Source organism: Nostoc linckia z4 (genome assembly GCF_002608075.1).
GTDB classification, from domain to species: Bacteria; Cyanobacteriota; Cyanobacteriia; order Cyanobacteriales; family Nostocaceae; genus Nostoc; species Nostoc linckia.
The window spans coordinates 1-18,242 of the sequence record NZ_LAHA01000100.1 but is presented as its reverse complement, the minus strand read 5'-3'; the positions used below and the strand labels follow the sequence as shown (position 1 = coordinate 18,242).

At 39.2% G+C, this 18,242-nt stretch carries 13 protein-coding genes; 6 read left to right on the top strand and 7 right to left on the bottom strand.

All coding sequences use genetic code 11. From position 1 onward, the window contains the following. Positions 1 to 170: 170 nt before the first annotated feature. The 3 genes from VF06_RS37325 to VF06_RS37315 all read right to left on the bottom strand — a co-directional run bounded on the left by VF06_RS37325 (position 171) and on the right by VF06_RS37315 (position 10,776). Positions 171 to 4,091, bottom strand: coding sequence for a DUF2157 domain-containing protein (locus VF06_RS37325; RefSeq protein WP_099068708.1), 3,921 nt, complete (start codon positions 4,089 to 4,091; stop codon positions 171 to 173). 296 nt (positions 4,092 to 4,387) lie between these two features. Then, positions 4,388 to 6,004 (bottom strand): glycosyltransferase family 39 protein, encoded by a 1,617-nt coding sequence (locus VF06_RS37320; protein WP_099068709.1) that lies wholly within the window; start codon positions 6,002 to 6,004, stop codon positions 4,388 to 4,390. 827 nt (positions 6,005 to 6,831) lie between these two features. Further along, positions 6,832 to 10,776 (bottom strand): beta strand repeat-containing protein, encoded by a 3,945-nt coding sequence (locus tag VF06_RS37315; RefSeq protein ID WP_099068710.1) that lies wholly within the window; start codon positions 10,774 to 10,776, stop codon positions 6,832 to 6,834. A 423-nt stretch (positions 10,777 to 11,199) separates the two neighbouring features. On the opposite strand from VF06_RS37315, the gene VF06_RS37310 reads away from it, so the two are divergent. Further along, on the top strand, positions 11,200 to 11,637 hold the full coding sequence (locus tag VF06_RS37310) for a GNAT family N-acetyltransferase (RefSeq protein ID WP_099068711.1): 438 nt from the start codon (positions 11,200 to 11,202) through the stop codon (positions 11,635 to 11,637). 78 nt (positions 11,638 to 11,715) lie between these two features. Further along, the gene (locus VF06_RS37305; protein ID WP_099068712.1) at positions 11,716 to 12,408 is read left to right on the top strand and encodes an HAD family hydrolase; all 693 of its coding nucleotides are present in this window, start codon (positions 11,716 to 11,718) and stop codon (positions 12,406 to 12,408) included. 144 nt (positions 12,409 to 12,552) lie between these two features. Here VF06_RS37305 and VF06_RS37300 read toward each other — a convergent pair whose 3' ends face one another. Genes VF06_RS37300 through pdxA form a run of 3 tightly spaced genes read right to left on the bottom strand, consistent with a single transcriptional unit; the run spans position 12,553 to position 14,308 of the window. Further along, the gene (locus VF06_RS37300; protein WP_099068713.1) at positions 12,553 to 12,849 is read right to left on the bottom strand and encodes a helix-turn-helix domain-containing transcriptional regulator; all 297 of its coding nucleotides are present in this window, start codon (positions 12,847 to 12,849) and stop codon (positions 12,553 to 12,555) included. After that, a complete protein-coding gene (locus tag VF06_RS37295) occupies positions 12,842 to 13,180 on the bottom strand; it encodes a type II toxin-antitoxin system RelE/ParE family toxin (RefSeq protein WP_099068714.1) in 339 nt (112 codons plus the stop codon). Before VF06_RS37295 ends, VF06_RS37300 begins: the two co-directional genes overlap by 8 nt. Before the next feature lie 39 nt (positions 13,181 to 13,219). Next, a complete protein-coding gene (gene pdxA / locus VF06_RS37290; RefSeq protein WP_099068715.1) occupies positions 13,220 to 14,308 on the bottom strand; it encodes a 4-hydroxythreonine-4-phosphate dehydrogenase PdxA in 1,089 nt (362 codons plus the stop codon). 222 nt (positions 14,309 to 14,530) lie between these two features. Here pdxA and petM point away from each other — a divergent pair, with 222 nt between their 5' ends. From petM to nblR, 4 genes are all read left to right on the top strand, one after another. Continuing rightward, positions 14,531 to 14,635 carry a cytochrome b6-f complex subunit PetM gene (gene petM / locus VF06_RS37285; RefSeq protein ID WP_099068716.1) on the top strand — a complete coding sequence of 35 codons (105 nt, stop codon included), beginning with the start codon at positions 14,531 to 14,533 and terminating at the stop codon, positions 14,633 to 14,635. Positions 14,636 to 14,969: 334 nt separating this feature from the next. After that, a complete protein-coding gene (locus VF06_RS37280; RefSeq protein WP_099068717.1) occupies positions 14,970 to 15,968 on the top strand; it encodes an SDR family oxidoreductase in 999 nt (332 codons plus the stop codon). 165 nt (positions 15,969 to 16,133) lie between these two features. Continuing rightward, positions 16,134 to 17,051, top strand: coding sequence for an NAD(+) kinase (locus VF06_RS37275; protein WP_099068718.1), 918 nt, complete (start codon positions 16,134 to 16,136; stop codon positions 17,049 to 17,051). A 191-nt stretch (positions 17,052 to 17,242) separates the two neighbouring features. Beyond that, entirely contained in the window at positions 17,243 to 17,929 is a 687-nt protein-coding gene (gene nblR, locus VF06_RS37270; protein WP_099068719.1) for a response regulator transcription factor NblR, read from the top strand. A 67-nt stretch (positions 17,930 to 17,996) separates the two neighbouring features. Here the strand turns inward: nblR and VF06_RS42250 are convergent. Continuing rightward, positions 17,997 to 18,242: hypothetical protein (locus tag VF06_RS42250; protein ID WP_099084307.1), on the bottom strand; the 246-nt coding region annotated here is incomplete at its 5' end.

Here is an 18,242-nt window from a genome sequence, read left to right as displayed (position 1 = left end):
AAAGGGAAAGGGGAAAAGGGAAAGAAAAAACCTTTAACCCTTACCCTTTAACCCCTTCGGGGTTCGCCAGTCGCTCATGGGGGAAACCCCCAAGACCGCGCTGGCTCACCTTTTCCCCAAACCAAATTCCAGTTTAAAATCCAAAACCTGAGCAGTATTGACACCTTACCTTATTGCCACGATCGCAATTCATCAATGGTGTTACGAATTAGGGAAGTTATTTGGACGCGACGAGTTTCAAAGTTGGCGGCGATATAAATCAGTAAAATCCCCACTAGCAAACCAACAACCCATTTTAAAAATGAGTACTGCAAGCTGAAAATTACCGATTGGTAAATAGTAGTAATTACAAAAGTTGCTGTACCAATGTAGAGGAAAGCCCGCACTCTTAAAGCTAATCCCGCGAAAATGGTTATGAGGCTAAAAATTCCCGGTATCCAAGGGGTGTTTTGATGAAAGAAAATTGCCCAACCACAAATTAAACCGCTACCCAACAACCGCAGGCTATGACGAACTGTTTTAAATTCTGGTAGTTTCAGTTGGGTGTCTACTTGAGCAATATAAAGTAGTGATAAGCCAAATGGTGTTACGTACCACAAAGCTTCCCGCAGGTATGAGGTATAAAACCAACGATAAAGCGCCCAATCAACCAAAGCTACACTAATATAGGTAAAACGAATGTTTTCACGGACAATGCTCAAGAAAATGTAATATCCTGCGGTGAGTACTAAAGTAATTGGGTAAACTTGCAGTGCGGTTTGCCATAAAACTATTAATGGCAGAATATATGCAGCTTGTTGCCAAGGTCTTTTAGACCAACCCCAATTTTCCCAAGGTAGAATATACAGAAAATAGGCGGCTACAGAAGCGATCGCACCATTCCAAGGAAGTAGTGTAATAAAAAAACGCCCGACAGTAGTTTCCTGCAATAAAATACTGAACAAACCCGCCTCTAACAAACCCAGGTAAACCCAAAGTTCATCTATTGTTATCCGCCATGTTGAAGATAGGGAAGATTGAGGCGATGTCTTTCCCTGAAAAATCGCATACCTAACTAAAAATACGCCAGTTCCCAAACCCACCAAGCGATTAACTCCAATGGGAAGGATAGTGGCAAAGATTAATAAGCAACTACTCCAAGCCCAGTGAATATCCGCTATGCCTTTGAGTTCTTGGGGAGTTAAGCGTAAGTATCCCATCAGCCAAGGGGAAAGAAGGCGATAGGCGTACATAATAGTAGTACCAAGGGCAGACATGGCAATTAATCCATCCCCTAATGCACCTCCGGAAACTTGTAACATTTGATAAAACAAAAGTTCATAGGCAGAAATTGATACCCCAATAATTCCTAGATACACCAAGGGTTTAAAGTCTTCCCGCCGTCGCCCCACGCCAATGATAATTAAAGCTACACCCAAGGAACACAAACCCGTCCAGTCGGTGAAGGTGTTTACACGGAGGAATACGCTGAATACACCATAAACCATCGGTAAAATGTGAAAGCTGCTAGGCAAGCTTTGTAATTGATGTCGCCGTTTCCACCACTCTCCCGCCAGCTGAGTAAGTAAACCCAAGGCAATATTGGCGATCGCTATTTTAATAATTGATGGTGAACCAAATCCCAATGCCTGGGCTGTTAACAATTCCAAACACCAGCCAATGCCATAAAATGCCCAATTTGTAGGCTGTTGCCAACTGCGATAGATGATACTTACTAAAATGATACCACTGGTAAGTAAGTACAAAAATCCGGAATTAGCCATTCCTTGGTAAATCAAAATTGAGTGCAGCGTCAAAGCCAACAATTCAAAACTACACAAAGCGATCGCCCATTTATCGCTAGCGGCTGCATAAATTAAAGCTAATTCGTTACCGCGCTGCCTCAGTACCCTACGGATTAACCATAAACTGAAAGTGGCTATGGCTCCCACAACAAACCAACCAGCCACCGCCAGACGGGGTAAACCAGGCACACCATTCCACAGCAGCATTCCAATAAAACTTAAAACAAATCCTTCGGTAATTAGGGCGCTAATTTCGTTTCGCAAATAGCGGGTATGTACGAACATTAATCCCGCAGCCACCGCCAAACCGATTAATCTGGTTCCTGGTAGCTGTAAAGTGAGTAACTGGGCAATTGCCACAGCCAAGATACTTAAGTAACGGTTAATAGTCCGATTTTCTACATTTGTCTTATTGGCAACACCACTGAGGGCTATGGGTGTAACGAGCCAAACAACTCCCCAATTAGCTCTACCATCAACGATGCCGTACCAAGATGATTCTGCATTCATCCACAACAGCAAAAAACTAACGGCAGCTAGTCCTAAACCGATGTCCCAGGCGCTACGTCGCCATATACCATTTCCCAGGCTAAATATCCATTCTGTAACCATTACAGCCAATAAAATACTTGCCCATACTTCTCTACTGAGTGTTGGTAAAAACCAATTTATCCAAGCACAGAAGGTGAATACGCCGATGATATGAGTCAGGTATACCAGAGGAGCAGATAATTGAGAGCGGCGGTTACTGACAACGGCAAGGGTAATGGTGGAAAATAGCAAATTTAGCGATCGCAACGCCGGATTGACTGCGGCGATGGTTGTCAAAAATGTTCCTAATAGTAAAGTCAGCAGTTCGCCGAACCTAGCCAATTCTCGTTTTTGGCTGCGATACAAATTATCCGTCAACGCCACCATGAAAATTACGTAGGGAAATAAAACTACGCCCAGTAATGCCCAAGGTTGAGTTTGAGAATTTGTCAATGTAGTAGCAGTAGCGATGGCTAATTTCTGTAACCCATCGGGTATTAACCGCCAACACAGCCAAATTATCTGTAAGCCAATGACAAAAACCGCCGCCAAATCCACTTTGAAACTGTAGCGCTGCAAGCGATTTCCCACAAACCACAAACCCAAACCACTCACAGCGATGGCTTGCCAAGGATCGGGAATTATTGCCACCAGCCAACCCAGGAAAAGTAAAATTGCACCGAGTCTTTCCCAGAGTTGGGGGGATGAGGGAGATGGGGGGGATGTAGCTTGAGGTTCTCCCAGGGTGGGAGATATTAATGTTACTGCTTCATCTTCCCCTGTTCTTCCCTGCTGTGCTAACCAAGTAATCAACCAACCGCAAATGCCAACAGCTAAACCCAACTGTGTGACATTTACCGAAGCAATAAAAATTGCTCGTACTAATAGGATGATTAAAGCATAAATAATTACAGTAGCACTAAAGCTAATACTTAAATTATGGCGATCGCCTGGATTTTCTGTATGTGAGTGGCGATGATGGATGAGGGTAGCGATCGTTGTAGCTATTATTCCCAGATAAACGGCAATTAAGGGAAATCCTTTGAATTGCCAACCCCAATGCAGATAACTCAGCGCCAGAATATTTACTACGGGTAATTTAGCGGTGTGTAAATCAGCAAAAATAGTTTGATTTTTGGAGATTAAAACAGTAATAGCACTGAGAGTAGTACAGGCGATGGCAACTATAATCCAATTCAAAGGATTTTGCCATAACCCGAAACTATCCATAGCCCAAAAGTTCACTGGCACTAATAAGACGGTGACAATCACTAATGTTTGAGCTGTCAGTCTCAAGTTGTTTTGCCTAGTCGCCCAAAAACTTAACCCCCAGAAACTCAAAGTATAGGCAAATAAAACTCCATATTGTCCAAAAGCGGGAAATTTTTCCCATTGACTAGCAGCCAGCACCCCGGAGGAGACCACTACTAAAAATACTCCTAGAAAAAGCAGCCAACGGACGCTCAATTCAGCCGCTAGTGACTGCAACATTGTGCTAATGAAGTTCGGTTGAGCTGGTTTTGGTGGTGTAGTTTGTAAAGCAGCTACGGATAACTGTTCCACCGATTCTGAAGTTGCAAATTTTACTTTAGTTGCAACTTGAGTCTGGGCTTGCAACACCACCGCACAGGTGAGAAATTCTCGGCATAACTGCCTGACTTGAGAATCGGATATTAAACCCAACCGTAGCCATGTCTCAAGTCCTTCTAGTAAATGGGGATGGGAAGATGGAAGTCTAATTTCAATTTTGAGCGGGCGATCGAGGGGCGACGACATAAGGCGTAATAATAAAGATATATACTTAAATCATGAATTGATTCAAGTATATTTTTACTCTAATTTTTCTGATTTTGAGTTAATTGATATTAATTTTTAACTAAGTTGGATGGCTTATTGTTAATTTAAGCTTTGGTGTACTTATTGAAACTTGCTAATAGTCATGTAAGTATGTGTTTCATTTATTAGGTTTCAAAGAACTCCAAAAAATAAATTATTGCACTTGAAGCATTGACTGTTGACGGTTCACAGTTAACAGTCAACATAGCAATGAAATATTTTTTACTTGCAAGTTCCTAATTAGATTTAATGATTTTCCAGAGAAGTTTGTTTATCTGTTGTAACTTGAAGTTATAAGTTTTCTCAATTCCAGATTTTAGAAAATCAGAAGGCTGGAACAAAAATATATCATTAAAATCACTAGTTATTTCGGGTAATTTCTTTGAATCAACGATTTTAAATTGTACGTTTGGCAAAACTAAGTGACCAAGTATTTGTATTTCTGGAACTATTTTTGTATCGCTAATTAAAAGTACTTTTTGATATTGAGAAACTATGTTTGCTACCTGTGGATATTCTTCATATTTTTCCGGAAATTTGTTCCACCACATTTGAGATTGAGAACTGATTCCGCAAGATATGATGCCACTAATCATTATCAACAAACTTGCCAATGACCAAAACTTTTTTTGAAAAGATTTTTTATAGTTAAACCTGATTTTATTGGCTAATAAATAAGCAATACTTAACTGTATACCTAAAATACAGGGAAGTGTATATCGACTAGTACCGTATCGCTTGTGAAACACAAAGTCTAAGATTACTAAAGGAAGACCCACAGATCCAATTAATGTTAAAACAAATAACCATACTCTTTTAGAAGTTCTTCGACAAAGAACATAAATTGAATAAATAATTAGAACTAAAATAATGCCGATAAAAGGAATCAAGGCAAATTTAAGTTCCTTAGAGTCACTAGGACTAACACCTAAATCAAGAACCACACGACTAATAATTCCAGCCCATCTTGAAGCTGAATCAAATAAAGTTTGTTTTACATTCGCCCAATATACTGCATCTGAGTGACTATTTGTAACTATAATCCAAATCCAAGGTACAAAAGTTATAAACCCTACAAACGATGCTAACAGGTAAGAAATAGAGGTTTTACTCAATCGAAAGCGTTCAATTATCGCTACATAAATTGCCTGTGCAACAGCAATAAAACCAAAAAATATATGACTATAAAATGATAGTGATAATGTTGCTGCATAAATGCACCAACTAACCTTGGTTTTCAAACGCATCGCTCGCAGTAGCGCTGCGCTTGATATTAAAATAACTACTATCCATAAACTATAAGCTCGTGCTTCTTGTGCATATATGACATGAGCCGGTGAAACAGCTACCAACGCCATTGCTATCCACCCCGTTAGCGAAGATCTAAATAATTCTTGACATAGCCAATATATACAAGGAAATGTTAACAAACTAATAAAGGCCGAAAAACTTCTTGTTACTGCTATAGAATTACCAAATAAGTTCACCCAAAATCTAGTCAGCAAAACGTGTAATGGTAAAATATGTGCGTCTTCTATGACTATGCCTTTCATGACATCAATCGTAGTTTTTTCTGGATTAGGATACTGGTATTTATTTAGTTGTTCTTTATTAATTAAATTCCCATTACGTAATTTGTTTTCAAGTTCTGACTCCGTATATCCAGATATACGTAATGATGATACAACTTCATCACTCCAGTAAATCTTTTTATCAAGATTGACAAAGCGAAAAAAGACACCTATTACTAATAAAATAATTATTGAAAAGCGTATCAAAGATTGAAAAAAAAGCCTGTTTTGTGAAAATAGATTTTTCATTTCCATTAAAGTTTCAAGTGAAGATAACAACATTTAATTTTGTTAAATCATTTTAGCATGTTAATATAATTTAAGTTATTTTTTATTTAAAACTACCTGTTAAGTTAACTTTAAAATAAATTAAAAACGAGTATATTTAATTATATTAAAGCCGGAATTAATCAGAAAATGATTGTATTTTTCCAAGAGAAATTTATTGAAGCTCGTATATGGATAAATATATTTTTTATATGCTGATTAAAATCTTTATGTAATATTTTATATTAGATATAAATTCAAATTTAAAATACTCTTAATAAAGATAAAAAGATTCAATGAAGTTTTCGCTAAAAATTTTAAATATTCTTTGCATAACTGGAAAATTCCAGTGAAATTGAGGTTTATTGAAACCCTGAGTAAATATTATTTTTCAAGAGTTTTAGCTGAAGCTAACATTAGTAGTAATTAAGGCGTTGCATGTATGATGTATATGAGTATCCTATCTGATAGTCATCTGATACTATTTATTTATATAGCAACCTATTGCATCTACATTAATTTACCAAGTGTTTGCATTAGTTCTGTTATTTTTGCTCCCTTAGCTAACCATATCTGCCAAAAGCCCTCTGTACCATCAGAGGGCTTTTATTTACTTTCAACTTGGTTAGGACTCACGTATCCTAAACGAGAAATTACAGCAATTTTCAGGTAAATACACCATCCGGTAGGGGCCGCCCCTACGACAGACGTGGTTCAAATAGATGAAAACTGCTGTAATTTTTGTGGAGTGAGTGTCTTACCCAACCTAATTATGCAGGACTTACGCAAGCATATTAGTATAAAGCTATTCTACAGACTCTTTGAGCTAAACATGACTCTGATTATGGGGAGTATTGAAAATCTGAAATGTTGTCAAGGAAAATAAAATAATTGCCAATATCACTAAATTGATTTCCGGTAATTGTGACATCTACTGAGTTGATGGTATCATTGCCATTGTTAGTTGTATTAACACCGTTTCCATCAATTAGTGACAGAACATTGTTAGAAATGTTAGCACTGCTAGTAACGTTATCATTAAAAAATTCTAGTTTAATACCATTAACAAAATTCGAGTCTCCTGGGTTAAAATCTCGGATATTGGTAATTGTATTCTCAGATATTGTCAAGATTGTCTGAGAATTATTCCTAACTTGGAAATTCATGCCATCTTTATTAGTTATGTCGTTGATAGTATTCCCAGAAACACTAATATTGTTAGCGACAACATCATCAGCAGCTTGGAATTTGATACCATTTGAAATCGTACTTGTGTTTACTCCAGCGATTTGATTGTTATTAATATTTATACTGCTTAAATTAGCATTGCCTGTTAATTGAACATCTACACCACTACCAATATTAGAAATAATATTATTATTAATGTCTACTGTACCGGATGCACTACCAGACAAATTAACACTAATATCATTGGAGTTTTCTGACAAATTATTATTACTAATTGTTAAATTTACGCTATCTGTAGAATTTTGAGTAAAGATACCAAAACTGTTATTCAAACCGTTAATAATATTCCGATTAATGGTAACTGTACCCGTGACTTCAAATAAAGCAATACTTTCTTGATTAGCATCAGTAATTGTATTGTCTTCTATATTGAGAGTACCGTGGGAATTTTCCACCTGGATACCTTGACTACCTGCATTGGTGATAGCATTATCAGTAATTTTTGCTGTTTCAGCACCACTCAATTTAATTGCTACAGCTTGGGTATTTTCGATAATGTTGTTTATTACTTCTAAATTGCCTTGCAAATCATTTAATTTAATACCTTCAGCAGTAGTATTTAAAATTTGATTTTCTGCAATACTGACATTCAAAGTAGTTGTAGTGCTGAAGTTACCAGCATGAATACCGCGTCCAGCTATGTTAGAAAGATTATTGCTACTAACACTAACTGTAGAATTGACATTATCAAAAACTTCTAGATTTATACCATCAGCTAAATTTAAATCTCCAGTATCAGTATCTCTGATATTGTTAATTGTATTATTAAAAATTGTCAAGCCAGCACGACTATTTCCATTGAGTTGAATATTAATTCCATCTCCATTGGTTATGGTGTTGATAGCATTACCTGAGACAGTTACATTATCAGCAATAACATTATTAAAAGTTTGGAAATTGATACCATTAGATGTGATATCTGCATCAACTCCAGCAATTTGATTGTTGTTGATAGTTATACTACTTAAATTAACACTATCTGATAATTTCACATCTACAGCCGTGCCATTATTAGTTATGGTATTGTTATTAATTTCTAAGATTCCTGAAGCCGTACCAGCTAAACTGACGCCAATATCTTTAAAATTTTCTGTCAATTCATTGTTGATAATTGTTAAATTGACATCACCTGTAGTATTGGTAAAGTCAATACCACTGCTATTGTTACTACCGTTGATATTGTTCTGACTAATAGTTGCGGTACCTGCGATTTCTGATAATTTAATGCTTGCTTGTTTGCTATCAATTAAGTTATTGTTGTTAATATTTGTACTGCCGCTAGCAGTTTCTATTACAATACCCCCATTGCCAGTATTGTTAATGCCGTTGCCAGTAATTGTGGGAGAAACAACTTGAATTAGCTGTATGCCATCTCCAGAAACATTATTGATAGTATTACCCTTAATTGTAGGACGAGCGATCGCATTATCTATTGCTTGTAATTGAATAGCGCGATCGCCACTATCACCACTGCCAATATTTTGGATAATATTATTAGCGATAGTCACAGTTAAATCTGCCTTATCTCCCACTGCAAAGTCAATTCCATCATTACCAGAGGTATCTAAAGTATTTCCTGTGATTGTAAAGTTAGTAATACTATTATTAAACAAATTCACTGCCATAGTTGTAGCTTCTGGCTTGAGTAAATCAACTTTAATACTACTATCACCAACATTAGTAATGATGTTGTTGGTAATGGTAAAATTAGCTTCAGAATTAGCAATGGCAGTAATTGAAATTCCTTCATCAACAATGTTAGTCAAGGTATTTCCATTTACTATAAATGTGCCTTGACCAAAGTTACCTAAATTCAAATTGATACCATCTGCACCAGAACCACCATTAACTTGATTATTGTAAATAATCTGGTTATTCAGGATATTAGCTGTAATACTGGCGTTGCTACTACAGGTTTTATTGAGAAACGCTGCATCAACATCACGACAGAGATTAACTTCAATTCCATCTACTCTATAATTAGCATCAACATCAAAGTTAGTAATGATGCGGTTATCGCTAATTGTTAAATCTGTAATCTCCTGGTAATTCCAGACAAAAATTCCACTTTCTAAACTATTGTCAATTGCAGGACTGCGGGTATCAATAATAGTATTTCTGGCAATTTCTACTGTACCTATGACATTTTCTAAATAAATACCTCCGCTAAAAGCATTGGTAATTTGATTATCTAAAATTCTCACATTACTAATATTAGTTCCCTTCACACCTCTGGTATCATCAGTGCCAGGAATCTGAAGATTAAATCCCGAAATCACAGTATTATTCCCCAGTGTAATTAATCCATTTCCAGTGGGAACCATACCCGTAATTATTGGATTTATCCCACTACCCGATAAAGGTAGGGTGACAATTCCCAAATCTTTGACATTAACTACTTGTAGAGGGCCATTAGAGAACACTCGAACGCCATCGGGAATAGTAAATGGCGGAAAAACAGTGGTTGAATTAGAACGAACATAAATAACATTGTCTGCTTTAGCCACCGCCAAAGCATCAGCAATTGTGCCAAAAGGAGCTTCAAAAGTACCATTACCAGTACCACCAGGAGCTACATGAATAATGATGGAGCGATCGCTAGTATTATTATTATTTGTAGAAGTATCAATATTATTTGTAGAACCTTGATTTCCTGATTCAATGCTTGCAGCAAAACTATCAGTTCTGTTTTCAACAGCAACTAAAATATTAGCTTGGTTTTCTACCGTTGTTGCCATTCGTGCTAAAATACTATCTTTCTTCGGCTTGCTTCTTCTAGTACCACTACCAGGGAAATTCGCACCAATACTAAAAACTAGTCTAGTATCAAATAAGTCATCATTTTGCAGAGAAAGACTCAAACCTAAATAATCATTCGGACGAGCTTCAATTCTCGTTTTCCAACCAAAAGCTTCCCTTGATTGACCGCCAGAATAGTAGTATACACCCGCATAGCCCCGCAAATCGCCGCTACCAATTTTTGTCAAACGCGTACCAACTTCTGCATCTACACCAGACAACGCCACTTCTAAAAAGCGCGATCGCTCTATAATTAATGAATTACCTTGAAACAATGGTAGATTTCTTTGGTCAATTTGTTTTTCTGAAGAATTCAAAGGCAGATAAGCATTAAAACGAAAATCCCAACTACCTAAAGCTTCAAAACCTAACCCTAATCTTTCAAAATTACTTCTACCTGTGTCGCGAGTAGAATAAGAGATATAGCCACCAATAATCCGATTATCTTTGGCACTAAAAAATCGATGTCCTAACAATATATTGCTAGCTAAATTAGAATCATTGTCTAATAAAATCCTGCCTTGTAAAAAAGTCAAACTATTCCCAGGAGTTTGTAAAACAGGCAAAAACCCCTCAAAAGTGCTAAATGATTCATATCCTCCACCCTCAGTGGTGTAGCGTACTCCCAAGCGGGGTGAAAATATCGGTTCTGGTTCTGGTATTGTTTGAGCAATCGCTGTTGACGCACAAGCTAAAACCCCAAACAAAGTAACGCAACCCAAATATTTCAAACTATTCATTGGTAGACCTGATATATAAAACCCAAATCAATGTAGAGACGTTGCACTGCAACGTCTCCTGTTCTCCAAACATTAGATAAACCTGCTAGTAGAATTTTTGCGGCGAATACCAATTACACAAGGACGAGGAATACCCGTAGATTGCTACTGTGTGAAGATTCCAAAACAGTCTTCAACTTTGACAGCTGCTAGCCAACTACTCATTCGTTATCTATGTATTTAGTCAATACCATTTAGCTGATACAGCCGAAGATATGACCGCTTACATCTTAGTTGTATTTTTTCCAACTGTCACTATAGTTAAAGATGCTTAAAAATCGCCGCTAAAAACAAGGAGGCATCAGGGGTGTAAGGACGACACTAATTCACTAGATTGGTTTTATAATTCTTCGTACTTATTCACAGTATTAAATAAACATTCAAATGCTTGAGTATAAAATATCAATTGCAAGTCAGCCAGACTCTAAAGAAGTTGACTTTATTGACAAGCAACTTCACGAATTCAATGTAGACAAGATTGGCGATTATCAATATACGCCATTGTTTTTACTACTTCGTGATTCTCACAATCAGGTTGTGGGCGGCTTGGAGGGTTTTATCGGCTTGGGATGGTTCCACATCGGTACTCTCTGGGTTGCACAAGATTTAAGAGGTGATGGATATGGAAAAGCACTTCTTTTGACCGCAGAACAAGAGGCTGTTAATCGTGGCTGCTTCAACGCCTATGTTTTCACTTACAGTTTCCAAGCTCCTGGATTTTATCAGCACTTGGGTTATGAAGTATTTGGAGAGTTGGAGGATTTTCCTCCAGGTCATCGCCGATACTTTCTAAAAAAGTCTTTACAAAAAACACTTAGTTAAATTCAACAGTGCAGATTAGCGATCGCAAAACAGCCACATAACTGCGATAATTTTAATAAAAATTAATATTGTGTAGCAATGCTAAGACTAATCACTGACTTTGACGGCCCAATTATTGATGTTTCCGAACGCTACTACCGAGTTTATCAATTTTGCTTGGAAAAAACTCGTCGCCCAGAGCAAACAGTAAACGAACTTCCTAAGGCAGAATTTTGGGAGTTCAAGCGTAGGCGTGTTCCGGAAAAACAAATCGCCTTAAATTCTGGCTTAGACGAAGCTCAAGCACAAGAATTCGCGCAATTACGGCGACAAACAGTACATACACAACCTTACTTCGAGTATGACACCCTTGCACCGGGCGCTGTTGATGCATTGTTAAAGATTCAACAAGCCGGAATTGATTTGGCTGTTATGACTATGCGCCGAGTCAAGGAACTAGATTATGCCTTCAAAAAATATGATTTAGACAGATTTTTCCCCGAAAATCGTTGTTATTGCCTGAGTAACGATTACGTTAAAACCCGTGACATTGAAGATAAACCTTTGTTGATGGCCAGAGCAATAGAAGAACTACCTGCTGCTGCTGATACCTGGATGGTGGGAGATACAGAAGCCGACATCACCGCAGCCAAAAAACACGATATTAAAGCCATTGCAGTGGAATGTGGTATCCGCGATCGCACTCAATTAGAACTTTACCATCCCGACTTAATTGTTAAAGATTTAAGTGCTGCTGTAAATTTAATCTTAGAGTCTAAAAGTTTTACCTAGATTCGTCGTAATTGCTCAAAACCTAAGGGTTCTAGATGAATAACTAAATATTTTTACTGAGGCTGTAATGTATAACTTGGGTTAATTTGGGACGTTAATACCAAACTGACTCGGTGATTTTGTGTGCGCGAAAGCCTCAGACAGTCATACTAACTTCACTGTTACTGCTAGCTGTAATCCCAATGCATCCAGTAATTTACTCAGGCAATAAAATTCAATTTTTCCTTGCTCAGATAACATCAAGTAAAGTTGCTCATAGCATTGCTTAACTTGCGCCGGAAACCGATCGATTCCACCCTGTGCTTCAATGATATTTGTGAGCGCTTTTCCTAACATTTTAGGGTCGCCCTCTTCTAGAACTACTTCTATATAAGATGCTGCTTCTAGTGGGTCTTGTAAATGCTTAATTAGTCCTTCGTGATAGCTTACACTTCTAGGCATTATCTCGGCTCCTATAGTCTTTCCAATATTCATGAGCTTTCACAATATCTTGTTCCTGAGTACTTTTATCTCCACCACATAAAAGAATAATAACTGTTATCCCTTCTTGTCCAAAGTATATGCGGTAGCCTGGGCCATAATCGATTCTTAATTCGCAAACATCTTCTCCAACTGACTTATAATCACCTAAATTACCATCTTCAACTCGATCGAGTCTGGCTCTTATTTTAGCTTTTGCTTTTCTATCTCGCAGAGTATCAAGCCACTCATCAAAAACATTTTTCCCATCTACTGTCAGGTAATTCCTAATTTCTCTTGGTTGCACTTCCATGATTATCTGGAAAAGTCTATTTATAAATCATGAAATAATTCATAGTTTTACCGCCAACCTTTGACTAACCAACTCAGCCGCTAAATCTATCGCCGCCTTCATACTCGTAGCATCAGCAATTCCTTTACCCGCAATATCAAACGCAGTTCCATGATCTGGTGAAGTCCGCACAAAAGGCAGACCAATAGAAGTATTAACTGCTCGGTCGAAGGCCATTAATTTCACTGGAATTAAGCCTTGGTCGTGGTAAAGTGCCAAGTAGGCATCAGCAGGATTTGAAAGGTGAGAATTTCCGTACCAAGCTTGACCGGGCTTAACCCACATGGTATCTGGCGGTATCGGCCCATCCAATTGTAATTGCGGTCTATTTTGCCGTTCTTGCTCCAACCAGGGAATTAACCAATCTTGTTCTTCACGTCCCAATTGTCCCTGTTCTCCACTATGGGGATTTAAACCTGCGATCGCAATTCTCGCTTTCTCTATGCCAAAGTCTTGGTTTAAACACTCCACCAACAAATCCAGTTTCTCTGTCAATAACTGGGGTGTCAATGTTTCAGGTACTTGACACAGAGGAATATGTGTGGTAGCAAGTAAAGCACGGAGTGTCCAATTAGTATGGGGCGATCGCGCCACAAATAACATCCCAAAGCGCTTAACGCCAGATTTTTCTGCTAAAAGTTCCGTTTGTCCTGGATAATTATACCCTGCGGCTTTCCAAGCAGATTTAGCGATCGGCCCGGTGACGATACCATCAAATTTACCAGCAAGTGTTTGGGCGATGGCATATTCCATATAAGCAAAACTAGCCGCACCACTAGCAGCATTACCTATTCCTGGAATAATTTCACCATTAATTTCCTCGTTTAACTGCACATCGATTACTGACAACAGCTCTGGATTAACCAAAGGTACTAAATTTTGAGTTAAATTTAGCCTTTCATAAGTCTGTGCCAGTAAATCTCGGTTACCCACCACAGTAATGTCATATTTTTGACTGATTGTCGGGTCTGCTAAAGCTTTCAAAATCACCTCAGGCCCAATTCCTGCTGGATCTCCCAAAGTCAACGCTAAACGCGGAGGATTTTCTTTGCCAAAATTTTCTAAATTACCTTGATGATTTTGATACATAAAATTTTCTCATAATTATCATCCAATTCTCCCTCATCCATCCGATCCCCCCGATCTCCCTCATCCCCTCTCCACAGTAGAGATTGCCTCCAAAACCAGTAGGGATTACCTGCTAAACTAGTTTAAAATTATTTACACAGGTCTAATATCGCAGAAACTATCGAAAAGCTTCTGGTAGACCCAGTTTACACAGGCCAACTTATATTAAGGAGAATCACACTAATGGGCGCCGAAATTATGAATGCAGCTCTATTGTCCTTCGGTTTAATCTTCATCGGCTGGGGCTTAGGCGCGTTGTTACTAAAAATTCAAGGCGGAGAAGAATAGTTGACACTTGAGAGCCAAGTTGCTTACAGGCGGTAAATCCGTCCAACGCACTGGCTCTTGTTGACGCTCAAAGTTAGGAGTAGACGCCATTAATCCTTGTCTCTACAAGAGTTAACAATTGTTCTCCTTGTTCCCTTGTCCCTTCATCTCCCCCACTCCCCATTCACTTTTCCACCCCTAACTCACAAAAAAGCTCGTCCGCCAACTGGACAGCCGTTTTCTCATGAATCTCTCAAATTCAATGGATTTTCTGAAAAAAATGTAAACTTTTGTTTACATTTAATTATTCTGATAAGATTCTTTTCATAAAACATTAAGATATATTACAACCCTCATGACATTATTAATCGTCGGTGCCACTGGCACCTTAGGAAGACAAGTGGCTCGTCGTGCTATCGATGAGGGATATAAAGTGCGCTGTCTAGTCCGCAGTAGTAAAAAAGCAGCTTTTTTGAAAGAATGGGGTGCGGAACTGGTATCGGGAAGTTTGCGTTACCCAGACACCATAGAAACAGCCTTAGAAGGAGTAACCCAAGTCATTGATGCTTCAACATCCCGCCCTACAGATTCACTAAGTATCAAACAAGTGGACTGGGACGGTAAAGTAGCATTAATTCAAGCTGCAAAGGCAGCGGGTGTAGAGCGTTTTATATTCTTTTCGATTTTAGATGCTGATAAATACCCAGAAGTGCCGCTGATGGAAATTAAGCGATGTACAGAACTGTTCTTGGCTGAGTCTGGCTTAAATTACACCATCTTGCGGCTAGCTGGTTTTATGCAAGGGTTAATTGGTCAATACGGAATTCCCATTTTGGAAGGACAACCAGTTTGGGTAAGTGGTGAATCTTCTCCCATTGCTTACATGGATACCCAAGACATTGCTAAATTTGCCATCCGCGCTTTGAGTGTGCCAGAAACAGAAAACCAAGCTTTTCCCGTAGTAGGTACTCGTGCATGGAGCGCAGAAGAAATCATTAGCTTGTGCGAACGCTTATCTGGAAAAGAAGCCAGGGTGACACGGATGCCCTTAAATTTACTGCGTGCTGTGCGCGGTTTTATGCGCTTCTTTCAATGGGGATGGAACGTAGCAGACAGGCTGGCATTTACAGAAGTCTTGGCTAGCGGTAAACAATTAAATGCTCCAATGGATGAAGTGTACAGAGTATTTGGTTTAGACCGAGAACAAACTACAACTCTAGAAAGTTATCTGCAAGAGTACTTCAGCAGAATTATGAAGAAGCTTAAAGAGTTAGACTACGAAAAAAATAAGACTAAAAAGCAGAAATCTAAAAAAACTCCTTTTAAACAATCTTCAAAAGCCAATAGCCAATAGTCATTAGACTTTGGAATCTAGACATTTAACAGCGAACTATCCGGCGCTGACCGCTTGCGGTACAGCGCACTCTTTTCCCAGATTTAGCTAAATTAATGACTAGATTGTCAAAAATGTGTAACGATTACATAATACAGAGCATTGCCTAAACTTGGATATTTGAGTGTGCCGAAAGCAGGCATTATCTACAACGACGTTAAACCGGTAGCGGGTCGTGTCGCTATCGAGTTGAAAGACAAGCTAACCGCAGCCGGTTGGAATGTGTGTGTCACATCGAGTATCGGTGGCATATTGGGCAACTCTACCCCTGAGAGTCCAGTACGCCATACCCCCCTAGACGGTCTAACCCCCCCCGGTTTTGACTCAGATATGAAATTCGCGGTGGTGTTAGGAGGAGATGGTACTGTTTTAGCAGCATCTCGCCAGGTAGCCCCCTGTGGTATTCCACTGTTAACAGTGAATACTGGTCACATGGGATTTTTGACAGAAATTTTCCTCAATCAATTACCCCAAGCACTAGAACAGGTGATGGCGGGTGAGTATGAAATTGAAGAACGAGCCATGCTCACTGTCAAAGTGTTTCGTGGAGATTCAGTACTGTGGGAAGCTCTGTGCTTGAATGAAATGGTGCTGCATCGGGAACCCTTAACCTCCATGTGCCATTTTGAAATTGCCATCGGGCGTCATGCGCCAGTAGATATTGCTGCGGATGGCGTGATTGTTTCTACACCAACTGGTTCCACAGCTTACTCATTGAGTGCTGGCGGCCCAGTAGTGACTCCTGGCGTACCTGCTCTACAGCTAGTACCTATTTGCCCGCATTCTTTAGCTTCTAGAGCATTAGTATTTCCAGACACAGAATCGGTCAATATTTACCCAGTCAATATTCCTCGGCTGGTGATGGTAGTGGATGGGAATGGGGGTTGCTATGTATTACCAGAGGATCGAGTACATATAGAGCGATCGCAATATAGTGTCCGATTTATTCGCCTACAACCACCAGAGTTTTTCCGAATTTTACGAGAAAAATTAGGCTGGGGTTTGCCACATATCGCCAAACCAACTTCTGTAGAATTACCATAATCATGGGACATAGGGTATGGGGATGGGGCGCATAGGGCATAGGGCATAGAGTATGGGTAAGAGGCAAAGGGGCAGGGGGTAGAGGGGAAGATCATCTCCCCTGCTTCCTGCTCCCTGCTCCCTGTTCCCCTACCTCCCTCATCTCCTCCATGCCCCGTGCCCCATGCCCCATGCCCATATCCCAAATTCTTATGACAGTTGCTCAAAGTCCCTGTGTTGTGGTGATTGAAACCGATGAAAATCTAGCAAATCAGCTTGCTTGCGATTTGTTAGAAGCCGGCTATGAATCAATTTTGGCTCATGATGCAACTAGCGGGCTACAACACTGTCGCGATCGCCAGCCTGCTTTAATTGTTTTAGACCGAATGCTAGCAGGAGAATCAGGACTCTCATTGTGTAAAAATCTCAGAAGCATTGGTGTGCGATCGCCTGTGTTGATTTTAATGGCAAGGGATACAGTTGACGATCGTGTAGCTTGTCTAGAAGCCGGAGCTGATGATTACATCCTCAAGCCTTACCGTTCAGAAGACTTTTTGAAGTTAATTCGCCTCTACTTAAAACCCGATGTGGATACCACGGAGCAATTACGCTTCGGAGATTTAATTTTAGATATAGCAACTCGCCGTGCCATACACAACGGGCGGCCAATTGATTTGACAATGAAGGAATTTGAACTTTTAAAATTTCTAATGGAACATCCCCGTGAGGTCTTAACCCGCGAACAAATTCTAGAAAATGTTTGGGGTTATGATTTTCTAGGTGAATCAAATGTCATTGAAGTTTATATTCGCTACTTGCGTCTCAAAATTGAAGATGAAGGCCAAAAGCGCCTCATACAAACAGTGCGGGGTGTCGGCTATGTTTTAAGAGAGTCATAGTAAGCTAATGCACGCTAAATAAAGCATAACTACTCGTGTTGACTGTTAACTGTTGACAGTCAACAGTCTAATCAAGCAAAGCCAGAGACTCAATACGGTTCGGATAAGCAGTATGAACTTCCCTTGTGGTCTGGGAAAAGGTTAAGGGGTAAGGGGTAAAGGATGTATTTAAAACCTTTGCCCTTTGCCCTTTTCCCTTTGCCCTTTTCCCTTTGCCCTTTTCCCTTTCCCCTTTCCCCTTTCCCCTTCCCCCTTCCCCCTTTGCCCTTTTCCCTTTCCCCTTTCCCCTTTCCCCTTTCCCCTTTCCCCTTTC